This window comes from Nocardia sp. NPDC004604, from assembly GCF_040609795.1.
Classification (GTDB): domain Bacteria; phylum Actinomycetota; class Actinomycetes; order Mycobacteriales; family Mycobacteriaceae; genus Nocardia.
The window spans coordinates 66,828-85,026 of the sequence record NZ_JBEXLC010000006.1 but is presented as its reverse complement, the minus strand read 5'-3'; the positions used below and the strand labels follow the sequence as shown (position 1 = coordinate 85,026).

The window sequence follows — 18,199 nt, the reverse complement described above, 5'->3', positions numbered from 1 at the left end:
GAGCAGCACCAGCGCTCCGGAAACCAGACGAGTATGGTGGTCGAGGCCGTCGTCGGCGTGAATTGTCCTGGGCCGTTGCGCCAATGCCCCATACGGAGAGCGATGGCCGACACCGTTATCGCTCGCGGCAGTAACGAGACGGTCCCGTGGTGCGAAATCAGGACAGTAATCCATGCAGATCGCGCGGTAGCGGAACCGACCCGGGGGACCCATGCACCACACCATGCCTGAACGCACTTCTCGCACCCCCGGCAGGCTCTCGCGGCGGGTGGGGGTGATGCTGCTCGGTGCGCTTGCCGGTGCGGCGGTGATCTGCGGATGCTCGAACTCGTCGACGACGCCGACCCTGGGCTCGTCGGCGATCTCCGGCACGACGCCGGTCGCCGTCGCCCCGTCGGATACCTCTGGCGCGCCCGCCACCTCCGGCGATCAAGTGGCGCCGTCGCAGCCGCAAGCCCAGAGCCCGATCAATCCCTCGGAGACCGCGGCCCCGCAGCCGATCACCTCCGTCCCGGCGGACACTGTGCAGCAACCGGCAGCAAACCATCCGGCATCCGGCACCACCTTTGCCGGTGAGGGACTCACCAGTCAGCAGGCCACCGACTTGCAAAAGTCCGTGGACGGCGGCCACCAGCCCTGGCGCCTGGACCGCGTCCAGGTCGCAAAGTCCTTCGTGCAAGGGCGATTCGGCTGGACCAGCGTGCAAACGAGCACCGACGCACCGACGGTCGTCTTTGTCACCAACCAGGACGGCAGCAAGGTCGCCCTGAACCTCGCCCAGCCCGCGACCCAGGGCGACCACGGCATCTGGGTCGTCGAGACCGGCGTGTGGAGCTGACCCCACACAAGACCTCGAACCCGTGAAATGCGGTCGGGAGTTCGGCGACCGCATCCTGTGCATAGATAACGTGCAGAACTGACCACCGGCCTGCGCAACTGAGCAGAAATGAACCGCTCGCCGAGGCCCGACTCGATGCCGAAAGATCAACGTGCCATGACTATTTCAGCATTCGCGATGCACACCGCCCGGCCGAATACATAATGTTCCGGCGGTTTTCGACGAAGAGGGTGGCTCTACCGGCCATGCGTTCGGGACTGCGATAGTCCCAACACTCGATCGAGGTCACAACAAACCGCAATCTTCGGAAGGTCTGATAAGAGTTGTTGGACACCAATAGTTTTCGACACCGGAGAGCACGCTGCAGCACCTGCACTGACGCGGTCGGCTGAGCTCGGTCAGTGGGCTGACCGCCGTAGAGTTCGGTTGCGGGGATCGCTGAGCGCGGGTCAGGTGTTGGTTCGCAGTCGTCGAGATAAGGAGGCCCCGATCGAAACATCACGTGTGCACGACGGACAGACCGAGGGTGGACGGTACACTGCCACTGCGCCGGGTTCCGCGGTCCTGACAGGGACGGTCCTTGGTGTTGTGGTTCTGTTGTGCGTCCACCTCGACTGGGCTCCGTTCGTCAGGAACTCGACCGGTCCCGATCAGCTCGTTGGCTTGGTGGCCGGCGGGATTCTGCTTGGTGTTTCCCTGCTCGTGTGGGCGATCAAGACGCTGTACCTGCTCGGCAGAGAGCAGGGGTGGTCCTGGAAGGTCGCCGCAGTGCCGGTGGTTGTGCTCGCGGGGCTGGTCGCTGGTTTGGTCTCTCAGCCCGCGAACTTCGACTCCGCACGTCCGGAAATGGAAAAGGTCGCGGTCGAGATGCTGCACGAGGATAGACCGATTACCCGCCAAGACCTGAGTCTCGGCGGCCTCGATATCAGCTTGGCTCACCGCCGGTCCGATGGGCGCGTCTACTTCTATGACGCCGACGGGTACGTGGGCTCCACTGTCCAGGGCTGGGTCTACTCGCCTAGCGCAGAACCAGTAGGGAGTGGCGCCCAACGGTTCGAAAGGCTATCCGCAGACTGGTATTCGTTCGTCTTCACTCTCGACTGAGACCCGCCGACGGCGACTCAGTACCAGGACGGTCGGACCAGATGGTCATTCGAGTTTGCGCAGAAAGCGCCACGTCCTGACTCGATGCCGTCACCGACCGCTCCGCCACCTACCGTTGCTGATTTTCCCGCCGCGCCGTAGATATCGCCGAATTTGTTATATCGAGCTCCGGCAAAGCGTCTCGAAGTTCCCACGTGCCTACGTCGGGATCGAGCTCCAACGAACTCTGATCAACGCGCGACCATGTCCTCGCCGAGGAATCCACCCGACTGGTGCCGCCACAGCTGAGCGTATGTTCCTTGCGCGCATAGCAGCTCCTCGTGTGTCCCCTCCTCGACGACTCGCCCGTGGTCGAGCACCACCAGCCGGTCCATCCCGGCCACAGTGCTCAGCCGGTGCGCGACAACCAGCGCCGTACGCCCTTGCATCAACTCCCAGAGCGCTTGCTGCACAAGCAATTCGCTTTCCGAGTCGAGGGCGCTGGTCGCCTCGTCCAGGAGCAGGATGGGCGCGTCCCGCAGGATGGCCCGAGCCAGCGCGACCCGCTGACGCTGGCCGCCGGACAGTTTCACGCCACGCTCGCCGATGAGCGTTCCCATACCCTGCGGCAGCGCGTCCGCGAACTCGGTGACGTGCGCGGCCTTGGCGGCCCGCAGGATCTCCTCATCGGTGGCGTCCGGGCGCGCGAACCGAATGTTCTCGCTCAGGGTCCGGTGAAACATGGCCGGATCCTGTGGCACGTAGGCGATCAGACTGCGCAGATCCGCCTGCCGCAGCCGGGCGATGTCCTGCCCGCCGATGCGTATCGTCCCGGATTGGATATCCATCAACCGCAACAGCAGTTGGGTGATGGTGGTCTTGCCACCACCGGATCGTCCGACCAGGCCTACCTTGGCGCCGCTGGGCACGTGCAGATCCAATCCGTGGAACAGCTGCCGCGCACCCCCATGCGTGAAGTTCACTGTCTCGAACCGCACGTCGAAGCCCTTGGGCCGCAGTGGTTCCGGATCTTCGATATCGAGCACCTTCGGCTCGTCGAGCAGCAGTTCGGTGAACTGTGCCGCCTCGGTGAGCACCGTCTCCAACCGCCGGTAGATCTGGTTGAACCGGAACATGATCCCGGTGGCGTTGAAGTAATAGGTGAATGCCACCACGATGGCCTCCACCCCCGCATTCCCGCCGCTGAGGCCCAGCGCGATCAGCAGGCCCAGCACGTTGGTGAGCACCAACAGCGGCGTCACCAGCGTATCTATCCGCAGGTTCGCGTAATCCCAGGAGCGCAACGACTTTCGCCGCGACGTGGCGACCCGCCGCCGATGCTCGGCCGCCTCCTGCGGTTCGGCAGCGAAGGCGCGCACCACCTGCATATTGGCCAGGCTGTCGGCCACATGCCCGGAAACCTGCGCAATGGCGGCCTCCCGGTCGTCGACGAGCTTCTGACGGCGCTGGATCAAGGGCATGATGACCAGCGCGGTCACCACGATCATCCCCATCAGCACGAGGACCAGCACGGGGTTGTAGCGCCACAACACAACCGAGGCGAACACCAGCGGCACCAGAGCCGCCAGAATCTCGAAAGCGAGGGTGTCCACGAACTGTTCGAACCGAGCCGCGAAGCTGAGCGAACGCTTCGTCAGCGAACCGGCGAAGTTGTTGTGGAAGAACGCCGCGTCCTTGGCGAGCAGCTCGTCCATGGCGAGCACGTACAGGTGCTCGATACCATAGGCGTCGACTCGGTTCAGACAGTGAATCCCGATGCGCCACAACAGTTCCGCGAGCAGCAGGGTGCCACCGAAGGCGAGGATATACGAAGCCAGGGCCCGGAAGCTCGTGTCCCCGGTCACCGCGACCCGGCCGACCACTATCGCGACGATCAGCGGCGCGATGTACAGGTTGCAGATGTTGCCGAGTGCCGGCGCCAGCAGCGCCGGAATCGTCGTGGCCTTGCGAGAGGCCATTTCCCGGCCATAGAAACGCAGCACCAGCTTGACCGCCGTTGCGCGTGAACTCATGCTCCCCCCTCGTCTCGAATTAACGAGCGACGCAGGTGAGCAATGATCCCGCGTCCAGGCGGGTTACCGCCAGCGAATATCCGCCGACCGCGAGCTGGGTCCGCTCGCCGGGCTTCGGGTGCTCGTAGTTCGGTCAGGGCGGGTGCCGGCCGCCGATCCGGCCGCGGGCGGATTGCAGGCCGATGCGCGAAAGTGGTGGTTGAGAATCCGGGTGGTCGATCTACTTGTGCGAATACCGGCGTCGCTATCCGTCTGCAGTCCGGTGTCGACGGGCGGGCTGCATCGGCGGCGGGCACCATCAGGCCGCGCGCTCACTATCGGCACGGCAGTGGCACAGTGAACCAGAGGCGAGCCCGAGCGAAGAGGAACAGACCATGAGCGGACGTACCCCCAGCCAGTGGGAAGAGCTCACTGCTGCCGACCCTGCGCATTCGACGTGGTACGTGGAGCGGTTCCGGGCAATGGCGGCCGAAGGCACGGACATTGTCGGGGAGGCGCGGCTGGTCGACGCGATGCTCGACCGCAGTGGCCGAGTCCTGGACGCGGGGTGCGGCCCGGGGCGTGTGGGCGGCTACCTGCACCGAGCTGGCCACGTCGTGGTCGGCGTCGACGTCGACCCGGTGTTGATCGCTGCGGCGGAGCAGGACTATCCCGGTCCGACCTGGATAGTCGGTGATCTCGCCGAACTGGACTTGCCAGGCCGTGGGATCGCCGGCGACTTCGACGTCATCGTGTGCGCGGGGAACGTGATGACATTTCTGGCACCGTCCACCCGGGAGGCGGCGCTGACCGGGTTCGCCCGCCATCTCGCCCCAGCCGGTCGGGTGGTTGTAGGGTTCGGCGCCGATCGTGGTTACGAGTTCCCGCAGTTCCTGGCAGACGCCGAGGATGCCGGACTCACGGTGGATTTGCGGCTATCGACGTGGGATCTACGTCCATTTACCGACGAGTCCGACTTTCTAGTGGCGGTGTTCTCGCGCGCAGATCGAAGCCTGCCCAGCCCCGAGAGATCCCGCTTCTGAGTGCAGGGTCGCACAGTGTTCGTAGCAGCGAGTGGGGTGGACGAATTTCCTTATGCTCCAACCGGTTCGGTGCTCGATCCAGTGGTTTACGGCAGGGGAGGCGAACACGATGCTCAGGTGCGCCTCGATCCGCTGGGCGCGCGTTTCCCAACGGCCACGGGGCCGCACCTCGAGGTTCGACGGTCGGTAGCCGAGGCGCGGGGTCCGGACAGGACCCCGCCACCAGCTGCGCCGACCCCGCACCCGTCAGGCAGCGTCGAGGGCCGCGGTGATCTTGCGGGCCATCGCCGCCACGGCCGGGCGGGGCTCGCCCCTGCGGGACTGCCGGCGGCTTCGACGGCGACCAGGACGGTGTCGCGGAAGTTGTCGGCCTCACCCGGATACTGCTCGCCGAGCAGGCTCATCGCCGCGGTCAGGCTCGGCAACACCTGATCGGCGAGTTCGGCGACCGACTTACCCGGCAAGTGGATGTCCTTGGACTTGGCGGCGAGCACATGCCCGACCAGTCCGGTCGCCGAGGTCAAGACAATGGAACCGTGCGTGATGCCCTTGTGCGACGCACCAGCGGCGGCCAGCAACGACACCGCACCGTAGGCGGCGGTGCGCAGGGTGCTCTTGTCCTGGTCGGTCAGGGTGATGGTGACAGACATCTCGTGTACTCCTCGAAATCGGTTGTGGCACCGACCGGAACCGTGTCGGTGCCGGTCGTTTTGTTCGATGGACACACTGTCGCCGGGCCGACTGACGGCGACCTGACACACACCTGACACCTGCACTGACACCACGATCGGCCATCAACGCGCCAGCTGACCCGCCGACGATCACCCGGCCCCAGACCGCTGCGGCACCGAACATCCGCACAATGCCGATGTGCGGATGCCGCGCAGACAGTCATGGCGAACCGAGCAGTGAGTGCGTCGGGGTGATGGAGCGGATCCGGAGCAGGATGTCGAACCATTCACCCAGGCCGGCACCACCGATGTAGTGGTCGGCATCGCGATCCGGGTCGTAGGTTCCGATGACGAGACGGAGTTTCGCGGGCTCGTGCAGCCATCGTTGTACCGCGTCGGCGGGCGGATTCCGCACATCGAGCAAATAATTCTCGCGTTCGGGCAGATCGAGCATGGTGTCGGCGAAATCTTTCGCCGGCGCGGGGATGACCATGTCGGCGCGGACCTGGCCGTGATGGAAGGTGACCGCCACCGACAGGTAGCCGGTGCCGAACCGTTTCCGGAGCAGAGATCCTGTGGTCGGGAACTCCTGCGACATCGCAGCCAGGGTGAGCCGATCTGCGACCGCTGTATTCGACACCCCTTCCCAGTACACGATGCGATGCCCAGTGCGGTCGTGCCAGTCGGCGATGCGATCGGCCGCGTCCGCAGTTTCAGCGGCAAAGTCACGGCGCCCAGAAGCGGTGCTGAACTCGTGGTATCGCACGATGAGACGGGCTGCGTCCAGCACGGCGGGCATATCGGCGGCACCGGGCAACGACTCGACCAGTGTCAGCGCATCTCGGGCGTAGTCGACGAACGGGCGCCCGGGGTGGGTGCCGTTGGCGCGCTGTATGTGTTCACCCAACCGGTGAGCGGTGACAATCGGGTCGTAATGCGAGTTCAGCTCGCCGAGCCGTTCCGGCGCAACAGTTCTGACGAACGCCGTCACTTGCCCATAGTGTGCAGGCTTCGCGGCCTCCGGCGTCAGGCCGAACAGCCGCAGTGGATCGTCCGGGTGCGCACGATTGAAGGCGCGCGCCCATTCCAGCACCGCGAGTGTCTCGGAGTTGCGCCACGGGACCCAGACGTCGTCGAGCAATTTGCGCGGGTCGCCGACACCCGTGCGCGCGTATTCGTCGATGGCCGCGATGACGGCAACATCGTCGAGCAGCGCCAGCGCCCGAAACCCCTTTTGCTCCACCAGTATCCGCAGTATTCGATGCGCGGTTGCAGACAGTTCGTGCCCGGCGCGGGTGGTCATGCCGATACCGGCGACGGTGACGTCACCGGCGGCCCGATCAGCCAGCACCTCGAGATCGGCAAGTGGCCCGTCGGCCTCGACCACGTCGAACGGATGGGCCGTGTCGCGAATCCATTGCATGACCTCGGCGACGTCGGGTGCCGGGTACGACATGATGTCCTCCTACAGTGAGCGAACGTCCCCTGCCGTGCCGGGAAGGGGCGGCTGAGTAGCGACGAAAATGCCTTTAATTGCAAAGCCAATTAACTTTGGCGACAAAGGTAATTGGCAGTGAAGCAGATGTCAACGACGGAGTCGCCATCGAGGCACAGGGGCGGCCGGGACGTAAACCCTCGACTTTTGCCTGCGCAAGCGCATGGCGATCGCTCGTCGAAGGGGCTTGTATCGGCAACACTCAGACCAGGTTCATGCGGTACGGAAGGCGTCGATGTTGCGGGTGCACCAATGTTCGAATGTGCGCGGGTCCCGTCCGAGCAGCTGGCGGACGGTGTCGGTCCGGAACCCCACTGTGTCGGCGCGCATCAATTCGAATCCCTCGATAATTGCGGCGGCCAGTGCGGGTGGTGCGCCGTTGGGGTAGCGGGAGTGCAGGGCTTCCTGCGGTGTGGCCGCCTCGTGGACCTCGATGGCGCGGCCGATCGTTCTGGCGATGGTCGCGACTTGCTCTGCGACAGTGTAGGTTTGCGCGCCGGTGAGGGTGTAGGTCATGCCTTGGTGGCCGTCGTTGGTGAGTAGTTCGGCCGCCACGGCGGCGATATCGGCGGGATCGATCGGGGCGTAGCGGCCCGGTCCGGTGGGATCGAGCACCGCACCGCCGGAGCGAATCGTCGGTGCCCATGCCAGCGCGTTCGTCATAAAGCCACCGGGACGCAGGACGGTCACCGGAATGCCGGATTCGGCAACGATCCGCTCGCGGTCGCGATGCCAACGCCCCATGGCCGGTGCGGGATCGCCCATCGCATTGAAAGACGACAGTTGCACGATATGCCGGATCCCGGCGGCTCGCGCCGCGCTCACCGCACTCACCGTATGCTCCGAGCCGATCCCCGGCACCAGGAGGAACAGCTTGTCGGCACCGTCGAAGGCCGCCGCCGGAGTGGCTGGTTCGTCCAGGTCGCCGACGATCAGCTCGCTCCGGCCGGGATCCGCGACACGAGCCGGATCGCGAACGAGCACACGGAATTCCGCACCCCTGGCATCGAGTTCGCCGATGAGCTCACGGCCGATATTTCCGGTGCCGCCGGTAACAACTATCATCAGATCTCCACATCGTTAGCCGTCTAATGAACAGAACGTTAGACGGCTAACGATCAAGCGTCAATGCCCGGCGACCACGACAAGGAGGCCGACCATGCCCGAATTCCTCGACCTGCACGGCCGCAGTTCGAAGGTGCTGCGCGCCCTCGCCGATCGCGAGATGCGTACGCACGGACTACATCTGGGCCAGAATCACGTCTTGGCCCTACTGTGGGAGCGCGACGGCCGCACGCCGGGCGAGGTCGCCGCGGCGCTGAACGTCACCACCCCGACCGTGGTCAAGATGGCCAACCGGATGAGCGCGGCGGACCTGCTCGAGCGCCGCCGCGACGAACACGACAACCGCCTCGTCCGCCTCTGGCTCACCGATAAGGGCCGCGCCCTCCAGCAGCCGATCGAGGCGCAGCGACAATCCCTGGAGGACAAGGTGACCGCAGATCTCACCCCCGCCGAACGCCGCCACCTGATGAGCGCCCTGCGCAAAATCCACCGGACGGCGAGCGAGCTACTCGGCGACTCCACACCCTGATCCCAGTGTGCAGCGCGGCTCGAATCGCGCCGGGCGACGCCGCCCCTTCGAGCCGCGGCGGTCATCGGCCGACCCGTGGGAGTACCCGACCTTTCGGACGGCCGAGACTCACGGTGCGCGATTACCCTCGGAGACAGGGACCAATTCAGTTCGCCCCGGGCCGCTGCGATCGGATGATCTCCGCGAGCCGCGCGTAATCATCGGCGCGCGCCGTCGACGCACGAAACGCCAGCCCCAGCGTGCGCCCCGGTGCGGGAGCAGCGAAGTGCGCGGTTTCCAATGTGCCGCGCGCGGTTTCGGCCTCGACCGCCATCTCCGGGATCAGCGTTACGCCGAGGCCGCCCGCGACGCATTGGACTACCGTCGCCAGCGAGGCGGCCCGGGTATCGCCGACCGCGGCCGGATGCGCGTCGGCGGAGCGACAGAATTCCAGGGTCTGATCGCGCAGGCAGTGCCCCTCGTCGAGGAGTAGCAGCGGCAGCGCATCGAGGGTGGCCGCGGCGATATCGGTGCGCCCGGCCAGCTCGTGGCCGCGCGGCGTGACCAGCACGAACTCTTCTGTGTACAACGGGATCTCGACCAGGCCGGGCGCCTCGGTCGGCAGCGCGAGCAGCGCCACGTCCAGCACCCCGGTGCGTAGACCCTCCAGCAGCCGGGCGGTTTGGTCCTCGATCACCTGAGGAAGGAGGGCGGGCAATACCTTGCGCAACTCGGGCAGCAGACTCGGCAGCACATAGGGAGCAACCGTGGGGATGATGCCGATCCGCAGGGTGCCGCCCAGACTGTCACCGGTCGCCGAGGCGACGAATCGATCGGCCGCCTCGAGGGTGGCCGTCGCCTGTGGCAGCAGCCGCATACCCGCGGCGGTGACCAACACCCGACGGGTGCTGCGCTCGATCAGCTGCAGCCCGAGCCCGTGTTCCAATGCGGCCAGTGCCTGCGATAACGTGGGCTGGCTCACATTGAGCCTGGCTGCCGCGGTGCCGAAATGGCGATACTCCGCAATCGCTACGAACGCACGCAGCTGCGACAGGGTCGGCTGATAAGTCTGATCAGTCACTCCTATCAGTGTAGTGCGACTGATCACGTTTACCTTTCACTGGCCTTTGGGCAAGATCACCCGTGAGCTTTTCGATCCACTCGCTCTAGCAACCCGACTGACGAGGAGACAAGCATGGCTTTGCTGACCATCGGCGACCAGTTCCCGGCATACAACCTCACCGCGGTGATCGGCGGTGACCTGTCGAAGGTCGACGCTCAGCAGCCTGACGACTACTTCACCCAGATCACCTCCGACGACCACGCCGGTAAGTGGCGCATCGTCTTCTTCTGGCCCAAGGACTTCACCTTCGTGTGCCCGACCGAGATCGCTGCCTTCGGCAAGCTCAACGAGGAGTTCGAGGACCGCGACGCGCAGGTGCTCGGCGCCTCGGTCGACAACGAGTTCGTGCACTTCCAGTGGCGCGCCCAGCACGAGGATCTCAAGACCCTGCCCTTCCCGATGCTGAGCGACCTCAAGCGTGAATTGGCCTCCGCCACCGGCGTTCTCAATGCCGACGGCGTCGCCGACCGCGCCACCTTCATCATCGACCCGAACAACGAGATCCAGTTCGTCTCGGTGACCGCGGGTTCGGTCGGCCGCAACGTCGACGAGGTGCTGCGGGTGCTCGACGCATTGCAGTCCGACGAGCTGTGCGCCTGCAACTGGAAGAAGGGCGATCCGACCATCAACGCGGGCGAACTGCTCGCCGCGAGCGTCTGAGCATTATCCGATACACCTGAAAACCCCCGAATGAGAAGAGGATTCGCCGAATGAGCATTGAGACCCTGAAGAACTCCCTCCCCGAGTACGCAAAGGACCTCAAGCTCAATCTGTCGTCCATCGCACGCACCACCGTGCTGAACGAACAGCAGCTGTGGGGCACCCTGCTGGCGTCGGCGGCCGCGACCCGGTCGGCGACGACGCTGCGTGAGATCGCCGAGGAGGCCGCGGACAACCTGTCGGCGGAGGCGTACAACGCCGCACTCGGCGCCGCCTCGATCATGGGCATGAACAATGTGTTCTACCGGGGCAAGGCGTTTCTCGAGGGCCGCTACGACGATCTGCGTGCCGGTCTGCGGATGAACATCATCGGCAACCCGGGTGTGGACAAGGCCGATTTCGAGCTGTGGTCGTTCGCGGTCTCCTCGATCAACGGCTGCGCCCACTGCCTGGAAGCCCACGAGAAGACGTTGCGCGAGGCGGGCGTCTCGCGCGAGGTGATCTTCGAATCGCTGCGCGCGGCCGCGATCGTCGCCGGTGTCGGCCAGGCCGTGCAGTCCACCGAAGCGCTGGCCGCCGTCGCGGTCTGATATCTCGATACGCCGAGCAACGGCTCCGCCCGAAAGGGCGGAGCCGTTGCCGTTTCCGTGTCGACCGGTACATGTCGGAGCGGCTCGTTAACCTGTCCGCGATACGCACCTCGTGAACAAGGGAGACGGGCCGATGGCTGTCCGCACGCCACCGACCGATGAGGACATCTGGGTGGTACCCGGCGCCTGGTGGTCGAAAACCGATCCATTTCGCGGGCGCTGCCCCGTGGCCAGGGTCACCGTGAATGTGGCTGCGGCACAGTCGGTCTCCGACAAACTGGCGCAATCCGCGGAGCGGATCCGTGCGATTCTCGGCCATTCCGGCTCGCACCGGGTGCTCGCCCAGCGGGGCGCGCAGTACCTGTCCCGTCCCGGTTCCGATCCGCTCGGCGCGGCCGTGTGCGCCGCAATCGGCATGGACGCGAAGCTATTCGATGGCGATGCCCTCGGCCGCTACTACGACAACCACGCGGATCTGGCCGACTATCTCGTCGCCACCCACGGCCTCCGGTTCGCCGTCTCGACCGTGGCCGCGCTCACCGGCGTCTGCGCGGAGTCACAGTCGTCCGATATGTGGAACGGACACGCCTACCGGATCACCGCGCAGCCCTGTGATCCGCCCGCCACGCTGGTTCGCCGCCTGCGCACCCTGTTGGCCGCGGCCGCGGACATGGACTATGCCGACGCCCTCGACGAGGCACGGCGGTTGCGGCGCGGGACGCTATCGATCCGGCTGCTGACCTCCTACCTATTTCCCACCGAACAGCATTGGGTGACAGCCGATCTCGCCGATCCACAACTCAGCGAGGGCTTCGGTGCCACCTTCCTGCTCGCCTCGGTGACCGATCCGGCACTGGCCCACCGCATCCTCGGCATGATCACCTGGCATTGGCATCTGCTGCGCGATAACAAGTCGCTGATCTACAGTCTCGCGGCACATCTTGGCCCCGCCGCTACCAGCGTCCTCATCCGGCTCTGGGAGACCGGCCGTGGCAACGGCTCCGCCCCGGGACCGGAAACCCTGGCGCGCATCCTCGCCCGACTTCCCGACGATGCGGCGATGGACTTCCTGGCCGAGCACGCCTGGCGCAATGCCACCGCCGCGGCGCTGCTCGGTTCCACCGAACGGTTCCCCGCACGGGCCATGCGCGTGCTCGCTGCGCGGACCGCCCGCAGGGAAAGTACCGACACCTTCCGCGACCACGTCCGGCGTCATCGCGAACTCGCCACCGCCATGTGCGACGAACTACCCGAATCCGCTCGGCGGCTGATCATCGAAAGTCTGCCGACGCCGTCGGTTCCCACCACTCCCGCCGAGCTCGTTCCGGCGATTCTGCGCGATCCGCCATGGCAGCGACCGCGCCCGGAGCCGACCACCATCGCCACCCTCGAAGCGCCTGCCGACGTGCGTGTTTCGTGGCAAGCGGGCGAGCGGGAGAAGTGGCTCGGCCGTGTCGAGACACTGACCACCAACGAAGTGCGGCAGCGGCTGGAGCACGTCCCGCCCGGCAGCTCCACGATCAGCGAATGGCAGCTGACCGCACTCGCCCAGGTCGAGCTCGCGCGCGCGGACCCGTACCTGCGCACCAGCCGCATCAGCTCGTTGCTCTGGCACGCCGAGCCACTGCTCGAACTCACGGCTGCCCACGGTGCCGCGGCTCACGATCTGGTCATCGACGCGGCAACGACGCAGCCGCGCTACCACGCCCCGGCGATCGCTCCGTTCGAAAGTCCGACCGTCGCCGCACTGATCGCCGACTGGCTGCCGTTGCGCTCACGCCGCCGCATCGCCCTGGACTGGCTGCGCCGTCATCCGGACTATGCCGCTACCGCCTTGATCCCGGGTGCGATCGGCAAGGCGCGCAAGGCAAGACGCACACACGCCGCCGCCTTGCGCACCCTCGCCACGCTCGGGCACACCGATGCCGTGCTCGCCGCCGCGAGCGCCTACGGCGCGACCGCTGCCGTGCGCGAGTTGCTCGATATCGATCCGGCCGAGATCGTGCCCGCGCGGATTCCCCCGCTGCCGCAATGGTTGTCGATTCCTGAGCTGCCGCCGATCATGCTGACCAGCGGATACCCACTGCCGCACGACGCGGTCGCCAACCTCGTCGTACTCATGATGCTGTCGGACCCCGGAGTTCCGCACGCCGCGCTGGCGCGTATCGGCGAGTACTGCGACACAGCGACATTGGCCGTCGCGGCCGGTGCGATCTTCGACCAGTGGACCAAGACCGGCTCACCGTCGAAGGACACCTGGGTCTGGGAGGCGTTGGCCGCCTTCGGAAATGACCAGACGGTCGCGGATCTGCTGTCTCATCTCCTCTGGAGTGCAGCCAAGGACAGTGCGCTCGATACGCTCGCCGCAATCGGCTCGGACTGTGCGTTGTCCGCGCTGATCACGGTGGCCCAGCAGGGCCGCAACGCCGCGGTCCGTGCGGCGGCGCGGATCCGAGTCGACGATCTGGCCGACGAGTTGGGGTTGAGTGCGGATCAACTCGCGGACCGAATGGTTCTCGACCCGGGGCTGCGTCCCGACGGCACGGCCTTGCTCGATTTCGGACCACGCCAATTCGTCCTCGGCTTCGATGAGCAACTGCGCCCCACCATTACCGGCGCCGACGGCATCCGCCGTAAATCCCTGCCCAAGGCGAACGCACACGACGACCAGACGCTCGCCGCCGAGTCGGGCGCGACGTACCGCACGATTCCCAAGTACGTCCAGAATTGCGCCGCCGAGCAGATCCGGCGACTCGAACGCGCCATGGTCACCGATCGCCGCTTCACCCTCGATGAACTGCGCAACCAGTACATCGCGCATCCGGTGCGCATCAACCTCACTCGCCGACTGATCTGGGCGACCTACCGTGACGATCGACTGGTCGAGTCCTTCCGCATCACTGCGGACAACACCTTGGCCGACGTCAGCGGCGGCACACTCGAACTCGCCGAAGACGCCGACATCGGAATTGCCCATCCGAGTCATCTCGGCGCCGACCTGACCGCCGCCTGGGCGGGTGTACTGGCCGAATACGAACTCCCGCAACCATTTCCACAGATCGGCCGGAGCGCAACCTGATGAGACAGCAACGGCCCCGTCCCCGCAGGACGGCGTCGCCTGTACCGGCCAGCCCAACCGGTCGCCGATCTTGTTGAGCTCCAACTGATGGCACAGGACGGTGAGTCCGAAAAACAGGTTCAGCAGAAAGCCGAACAGCTGGCTGCGCGCCGCCTCCTGGGACATGACGATGCGGCTGCCGGTGCGCCAGAAACCAAAGGGACTGCCCAGAAACAAGGGGTTCAGGGCATAGCGGACAATTCGGCACATTAATGGCTTGTTTGTCCCAGACACATACCCGCCGACGAGTCATAAGGTCACTGGTGAATTGCCGGTAGGCTCGCGCTCATGGGTACACAAGGTGAACCGGAGGCTACCGGTACGCGGGTCGAGGTCGTGCGGGTGTTCACGGATCCGGCGGGGCACGGCGGCAACGAACTCGGCATCGTCCGTGCGGCCGACGTCGCCGATGTGGACCACCAGGCGCTGGCGGCGAAGGCGGGCTTCAGCGAGACCGTTGTCGTCGAGGATCCTGTCGACGAGATCGCCAAGGTGCGGATCTACACCCCTTCGGTAGAACTGCCGTTTGCTGGACACCCATCCGTGGGTACCGCGTGGTGGTTCGCCGAGCAGGGCCGCCCGGTGCGGATCCTGCAGGTAGCAGCGGGTCCGGTCGCCGTCGAGCTGACCGACGGCCTCACCTGGATCAGGGCGCGCGGCGAATGGACGCCGGAATTCACCTTCCACCAGCTCGACGACGTCGAGACGCTGACGAACCTGCGGCCCGACGACTTCGACGAGGGCCACCATTACCTGTGGACCTGGACCGACGAACACCGTGGCGCACTGCGCTCCCGAATGTTCGCCCCATCAATGGGAATAGCCGAGGACGAAGCCACCGGCGCCGCCGCCGTCGCCATCACCGCCCTACTGCGCCGCAGTCTGATCATCACCCAGGGCAAGGGGTCCCAGCTCTTCACCGAATGGGACTCCGACGGCTGGGTCCGTCTCGGCGGTCGAGTCGTCGCCGACCCACCCATCCACCTCTAGCCCACCCACCCACCGCCCGGGTGACCGAGAATGCGTTGGTGCAGGTGCGCTCTCGACGTTTACCTGCATGAGTGCATGGTGATCGCCTGTTCAATGCTGGAGTCAGGTGGCGGTGGTGGCTATCAGCATGTAGGTGGTGCCCAGGTCCATTACGAGGTGGGGGATCATCGCGGATGAGAGGGCGCAGGTGCGGAGTGGACCGGTTGACGGGCCGATCGGGTGGCCGAGCCAGCGTTGTGGACGTCCGGTGCTCGCCGCGATGATCAGCGCGATCGCGTCCGCAGCGAATAGCGTGGCGAGTGCGAGGGCGGGGATCGGCTTCGGACCATCGGCATGGCTGCCCGGAGCGTGTCCGGACATCGTGTACAGCATCGTGAGCGCGACGACGATGTGGTAGCCCAGCGCGACCATCCGATCGGCGGGCACCAATCGAGTCGCACTGCGCCACTGCACAATTCGGTCCAGCAGCAGTGCCGCGAAGACGACGATCATTGCGATGAGCACCCCGCGCAACGCGACCGGATTCGCTCCTGTGGGAAAGACCAGCATCGCGAGCATGACCAGACACATGATCAGATGCGCGGCATCGGATTCGTGACATGCCGCGACGCCCTCGCCCATCGAATTTGCCTGCGGCCGAAGAGAATCAGTCGCTCTTCCGACGCCAACGAGCGGAACGGCGACCGTCCCGGCGTCACCACACTCCCCCGCCATCCGACGCATCTCACGGGTCGGTGCCGCCAACCGGCCGAGCACCACCGCCGCCGCGAACAGAAACGCCACAACCACCGACCACCGCAGGGCGGCATACTCCTGCGCGAATACGACCACACCCACCACCTCCCGACACCGCGCTACCTATCCATGGTCGCATCCGCCACGCCCCTCGGCCGCCCTTTCCACAGCAACCCCTCGCAGCCGCATCGTTTGTCGGGATCCGCACTCGCGCCGCGAGCACGTCATCGACCAGTTTGCGTGCCACACCGAGTGCGGATCCCGATAAAAGGCGCGAATCATCACCGCTGTCGGCGCGAGGCGGCTATGGAGCGACGCTCGGGCGGAGGCGGGCGGAGGCGGCTCGGGCGAAGCGGCCGGGTGAGATACCGCGCCATTGTTTGAATGCGTTGGAGAAGCTGGGGGCGCCGGAATAGCCCATGCGGTAGGCGACATCCTCGACGGTGAGGCCGGTGGTCAGCAGTTCTTCGGCGAGCGTTCCGTAGGTCTCCACGCATAGTCGACGGTAGGAGGTGCCCTCGTCGGCCAGGCGCCGCCGCATTGTGCGCAGGCTCATGTGCAGCTGCTCCGCCACGTCTTCCTGGGTGATGCGGCCGTTCATCTGATGCAGCAGCACCTCGCGCACCGATCCGGCAAGGCCCTCTTTCAATCCTCGGCGTTGCAGCAGGTCGATGCACTGTTCCTCGAAGAGCAGTGCGGTGAGCGGGCTGGCGTTGGGCATCGGCCGATCGATATCGGTGGCGTCGAAGACCGCGAGCTGGAACTCCGAGGATTCGGTGCTGGGAATCTCGAATTGTTCCAATATCGGCCGCAGTCGAGGTAGGAGCCCGCCGGCGACCTCGGCCCGCACTACCGGCGGCGGCACCCCGAACACCAGATACCAGTTGTACAGCAGCGCAGCCACATCCCGCTCGGCGAGGAATGCACGAATGTCGCCCGGCAGATCACGATCGTCGCCATAGAGCCAGATCTCGTCATCGTGATAGACGTGCCAGGCGCGTGCCAACGAGGTCAGCATGCTGAAGTAGCGCATCGCGACCTCGATGGCCGAACGCATGGTCGGACTGCTCAGGACCGCCATTCCGAGCACGCCGTAGGTGGTGACGCGCGTGCGCATGCCCGCCTCGAAGCCCACGCCCGGTTGGTCGTCGAGCAAGGTGACGATATTGCGCACGAGTTGGAGTTCTTGTGCCGCAGTGATCTCCGCGCCCGGCGTCTTCAACACCACCGGATCGATGGCGGTACCGCGCAAGATGTCCTCGCGCGTCAGATCGTGGTCATCGCCGACCTCGGCAAGGATCGCCGCATGTGCCACCGACCGCCGCCACTCCCATGAGGCCACCGATTCATCGTGATCGCATCTGGCCGATACTCGCAAGGTTTTGGCCGAACATCGTATATACCAATCGAGTTCGACTCGAGCTGACCGGTTTGCGCAATGTCATGACCCGATATCGCATGGCTACTACGCCGCCGCGAATCTACCGTCATGGCTATCGTCGAGCGAAGACCAAGGTAGGCGAGAACAACATGCCGAGAAAGACCCTCGTCGGCACGCGCGTCGCGATTACGGGCGGCACCTACGGTATCGGCAAGGAGGCCGCATTGGCCTTCCTCGCCGCGGGCGCCGATGTGGCGATCGGTGACGCGGATGCGGGCAAAGTGCGTGCAATCACCGCCCAGTTCAACCGGATTCATGGCGCCGACGCGGTCGGTCTACCGCTGGAGGTCACCGACGACGTGCGGTTCGCCGAATTCCTGGTCACCGCCGAACGCATGCTGGGTGGTCTCGATGTGGTGGTGAATGCCGCCGATGTCGAACCGACCGGTTCATTTCTCGCGGAGTCCGGGCCGGAATCCGACCGCCAGATCGACACCAACCTGCGCGCGGTGATCATCGGATCCCGGCTCGCCGGACTGCGTTTCGCCGAACAGGGGCACGGCCACATCGTCAATATCGGTTCGGCCATCGGCGTGACGGCCGCACTGGGCGCCGCGGTGTACTGCGCGACCAAGCACGCGGTGATCGGGCTCGGCACCGCATTGCACCGCGGACTTGCCGGACAGGGCGTACTGGTCAGCACCATCGCACCCGGTTACGCGCCCGATGCGGAGGTGGTCGCGGACGCCATCGTCGACTGTGTCGAATATCGGCGCGGCGGACTGGTGGTGGTGCCGCCGACCGGGTGGTTCCGCACGGCGATGCCGGATCCGGCGCAGTTGCGGCATACGATGCGGCGGATGCTGGGCACCATGTGATGCCGCTGG

At 65.7% G+C, this 18,199-nt stretch carries 16 protein-coding genes; 9 read left to right on the top strand and 7 right to left on the bottom strand.

Features of this window, described 5'->3' with window-relative positions; translation table 11 throughout:
• The first annotated feature begins 223 nt into the window (after positions 1–223).
• Positions 224–838, top strand: coding sequence for a hypothetical protein (locus tag ABZW16_RS04805; protein WP_354952236.1), 615 nt, complete (start codon positions 224–226; stop codon positions 836–838).
• 666 nt (positions 839–1,504) lie between these two features.
• On the top strand, positions 1,505–1,942 hold the full coding sequence (locus tag ABZW16_RS04800) for a hypothetical protein (protein WP_354952234.1): 438 nt from the start codon (positions 1,505–1,507) through the stop codon (positions 1,940–1,942).
• 230 nt (positions 1,943–2,172) lie between these two features.
• On the opposite strand, the gene ABZW16_RS04795 is transcribed toward ABZW16_RS04800, so the two are convergent.
• Positions 2,173–3,954 carry an ABC transporter ATP-binding protein gene (locus ABZW16_RS04795; RefSeq protein ID WP_354952232.1) on the bottom strand — a complete coding sequence of 594 codons (1,782 nt, stop codon included), beginning with the start codon at positions 3,952–3,954 and terminating at the stop codon, positions 2,173–2,175.
• Between the two features lie 374 nt (positions 3,955–4,328).
• Here ABZW16_RS04795 and ABZW16_RS04790 point away from each other — a divergent pair, with 374 nt between their 5' ends.
• Entirely contained in the window at positions 4,329–4,976 is a 648-nt protein-coding gene (locus ABZW16_RS04790) for a class I SAM-dependent methyltransferase (protein ID WP_354952230.1), read from the top strand.
• 113 nt (positions 4,977–5,089) lie between these two features.
• Here ABZW16_RS04790 and ABZW16_RS04785 read toward each other — a convergent pair whose 3' ends face one another.
• From ABZW16_RS04785 to ABZW16_RS04775, 3 genes are all read right to left on the bottom strand, one after another.
• Positions 5,090–5,626 (bottom strand): hypothetical protein, encoded by a 537-nt coding sequence (locus tag ABZW16_RS04785; protein WP_354952228.1) that lies wholly within the window; start codon positions 5,624–5,626, stop codon positions 5,090–5,092.
• A 241-nt stretch (positions 5,627–5,867) separates the two neighbouring features.
• Positions 5,868–7,103: an erythromycin esterase family protein gene (locus ABZW16_RS04780; protein WP_354952226.1), complete on the bottom strand. Its 1,236-nt coding sequence runs from the start codon at positions 7,101–7,103 to the stop codon at positions 5,868–5,870.
• 252 nt (positions 7,104–7,355) lie between these two features.
• Entirely contained in the window at positions 7,356–8,207 is an 852-nt protein-coding gene (locus ABZW16_RS04775; protein ID WP_354952224.1) for an NAD(P)H-binding protein, read from the bottom strand.
• A 94-nt stretch (positions 8,208–8,301) separates the two neighbouring features.
• Here ABZW16_RS04775 and ABZW16_RS04770 point away from each other — a divergent pair, with 94 nt between their 5' ends.
• Positions 8,302–8,736: a MarR family winged helix-turn-helix transcriptional regulator gene (locus tag ABZW16_RS04770; RefSeq protein ID WP_354952222.1), complete on the top strand. Its 435-nt coding sequence runs from the start codon at positions 8,302–8,304 to the stop codon at positions 8,734–8,736.
• A 145-nt stretch (positions 8,737–8,881) separates the two neighbouring features.
• On the opposite strand, the gene ABZW16_RS04765 is transcribed toward ABZW16_RS04770, so the two are convergent.
• Positions 8,882–9,796: a hydrogen peroxide-inducible genes activator gene (locus tag ABZW16_RS04765; protein WP_354952220.1), complete on the bottom strand. Its 915-nt coding sequence runs from the start codon at positions 9,794–9,796 to the stop codon at positions 8,882–8,884.
• A gap of 114 nt (positions 9,797–9,910) precedes the next feature.
• Here ABZW16_RS04765 and ABZW16_RS04760 point away from each other — a divergent pair, with 114 nt between their 5' ends.
• From ABZW16_RS04760 to ABZW16_RS04745, 4 genes are all read left to right on the top strand, one after another.
• Positions 9,911–10,498: a peroxiredoxin gene (locus ABZW16_RS04760; RefSeq protein ID WP_354952218.1), complete on the top strand. Its 588-nt coding sequence runs from the start codon at positions 9,911–9,913 to the stop codon at positions 10,496–10,498.
• Positions 10,499–10,548: 50 nt separating this feature from the next.
• Positions 10,549–11,088: a carboxymuconolactone decarboxylase family protein gene (locus ABZW16_RS04755; RefSeq protein WP_354952216.1), complete on the top strand. Its 540-nt coding sequence runs from the start codon at positions 10,549–10,551 to the stop codon at positions 11,086–11,088.
• 133 nt (positions 11,089–11,221) lie between these two features.
• Positions 11,222–14,167: a DUF4132 domain-containing protein gene (locus ABZW16_RS04750; RefSeq protein WP_354952214.1), complete on the top strand. Its 2,946-nt coding sequence runs from the start codon at positions 11,222–11,224 to the stop codon at positions 14,165–14,167.
• Positions 14,168–14,494: 327 nt separating this feature from the next.
• The gene (locus ABZW16_RS04745; RefSeq protein ID WP_354952212.1) at positions 14,495–15,196 is read left to right on the top strand and encodes a PhzF family phenazine biosynthesis protein; all 702 of its coding nucleotides are present in this window, start codon (positions 14,495–14,497) and stop codon (positions 15,194–15,196) included.
• Between the two features lie 102 nt (positions 15,197–15,298).
• On the opposite strand, the gene ABZW16_RS04740 is transcribed toward ABZW16_RS04745, so the two are convergent.
• Entirely contained in the window at positions 15,299–16,027 is a 729-nt protein-coding gene (locus ABZW16_RS04740) for a DUF5134 domain-containing protein (RefSeq protein ID WP_354952210.1), read from the bottom strand.
• A 208-nt stretch (positions 16,028–16,235) separates the two neighbouring features.
• Positions 16,236–17,273: an AraC family transcriptional regulator ligand-binding domain-containing protein gene (locus ABZW16_RS04735; protein ID WP_354952208.1), complete on the bottom strand. Its 1,038-nt coding sequence runs from the start codon at positions 17,271–17,273 to the stop codon at positions 16,236–16,238.
• Between the two features lie 188 nt (positions 17,274–17,461).
• On the opposite strand from ABZW16_RS04735, the gene ABZW16_RS04730 reads away from it, so the two are divergent.
• Positions 17,462–18,190: an SDR family NAD(P)-dependent oxidoreductase gene (locus tag ABZW16_RS04730; RefSeq protein ID WP_354952206.1), complete on the top strand. Its 729-nt coding sequence runs from the start codon at positions 17,462–17,464 to the stop codon at positions 18,188–18,190.
• The last annotated feature ends 9 nt before the right edge of the window (positions 18,191–18,199 follow it).

Excerpts from the sequence above, each read along its gene's own strand:
- ABZW16_RS04805 (WP_354952236.1), top strand. The coding sequence starts at position 224 with ATGCCTGAACGCACTTCTCGCACCCCCGGCAGGCTCTCGCGGCGGGTG.
- ABZW16_RS04795 (WP_354952232.1), bottom strand. The coding sequence starts at position 3,954 with ATGAGTTCACGCGCAACGGCGGTCAAGCTGGTGCTGCGTTTCTATGGC.
- ABZW16_RS04790 (WP_354952230.1), top strand. The coding sequence starts at position 4,329 with ATGAGCGGACGTACCCCCAGCCAGTGGGAAGAGCTCACTGCTGCCGAC.
- ABZW16_RS04785 (WP_354952228.1), bottom strand. The coding sequence starts at position 5,626 with ATGTCTGTCACCATCACCCTGACCGACCAGGACAAGAGCACCCTGCGC.
- ABZW16_RS04780 (WP_354952226.1), bottom strand. The coding sequence starts at position 7,103 with ATGTCGTACCCGGCACCCGACGTCGCCGAGGTCATGCAATGGATTCGC.
- ABZW16_RS04775 (WP_354952224.1), bottom strand. The coding sequence starts at position 8,207 with ATGATAGTTGTTACCGGCGGCACCGGAAATATCGGCCGTGAGCTCATC.
- ABZW16_RS04770 (WP_354952222.1), top strand. The coding sequence starts at position 8,302 with ATGCCCGAATTCCTCGACCTGCACGGCCGCAGTTCGAAGGTGCTGCGC.
- ABZW16_RS04760 (WP_354952218.1), top strand. The coding sequence starts at position 9,911 with ATGGCTTTGCTGACCATCGGCGACCAGTTCCCGGCATACAACCTCACC.
- ABZW16_RS04755 (WP_354952216.1), top strand. The coding sequence starts at position 10,549 with ATGAGCATTGAGACCCTGAAGAACTCCCTCCCCGAGTACGCAAAGGAC.
- ABZW16_RS04750 (WP_354952214.1), top strand. The coding sequence starts at position 11,222 with ATGGCTGTCCGCACGCCACCGACCGATGAGGACATCTGGGTGGTACCC.
- ABZW16_RS04745 (WP_354952212.1), top strand. The coding sequence starts at position 14,495 with ATGGGTACACAAGGTGAACCGGAGGCTACCGGTACGCGGGTCGAGGTC.
- ABZW16_RS04730 (WP_354952206.1), top strand. The coding sequence starts at position 17,462 with ATGCCGAGAAAGACCCTCGTCGGCACGCGCGTCGCGATTACGGGCGGC.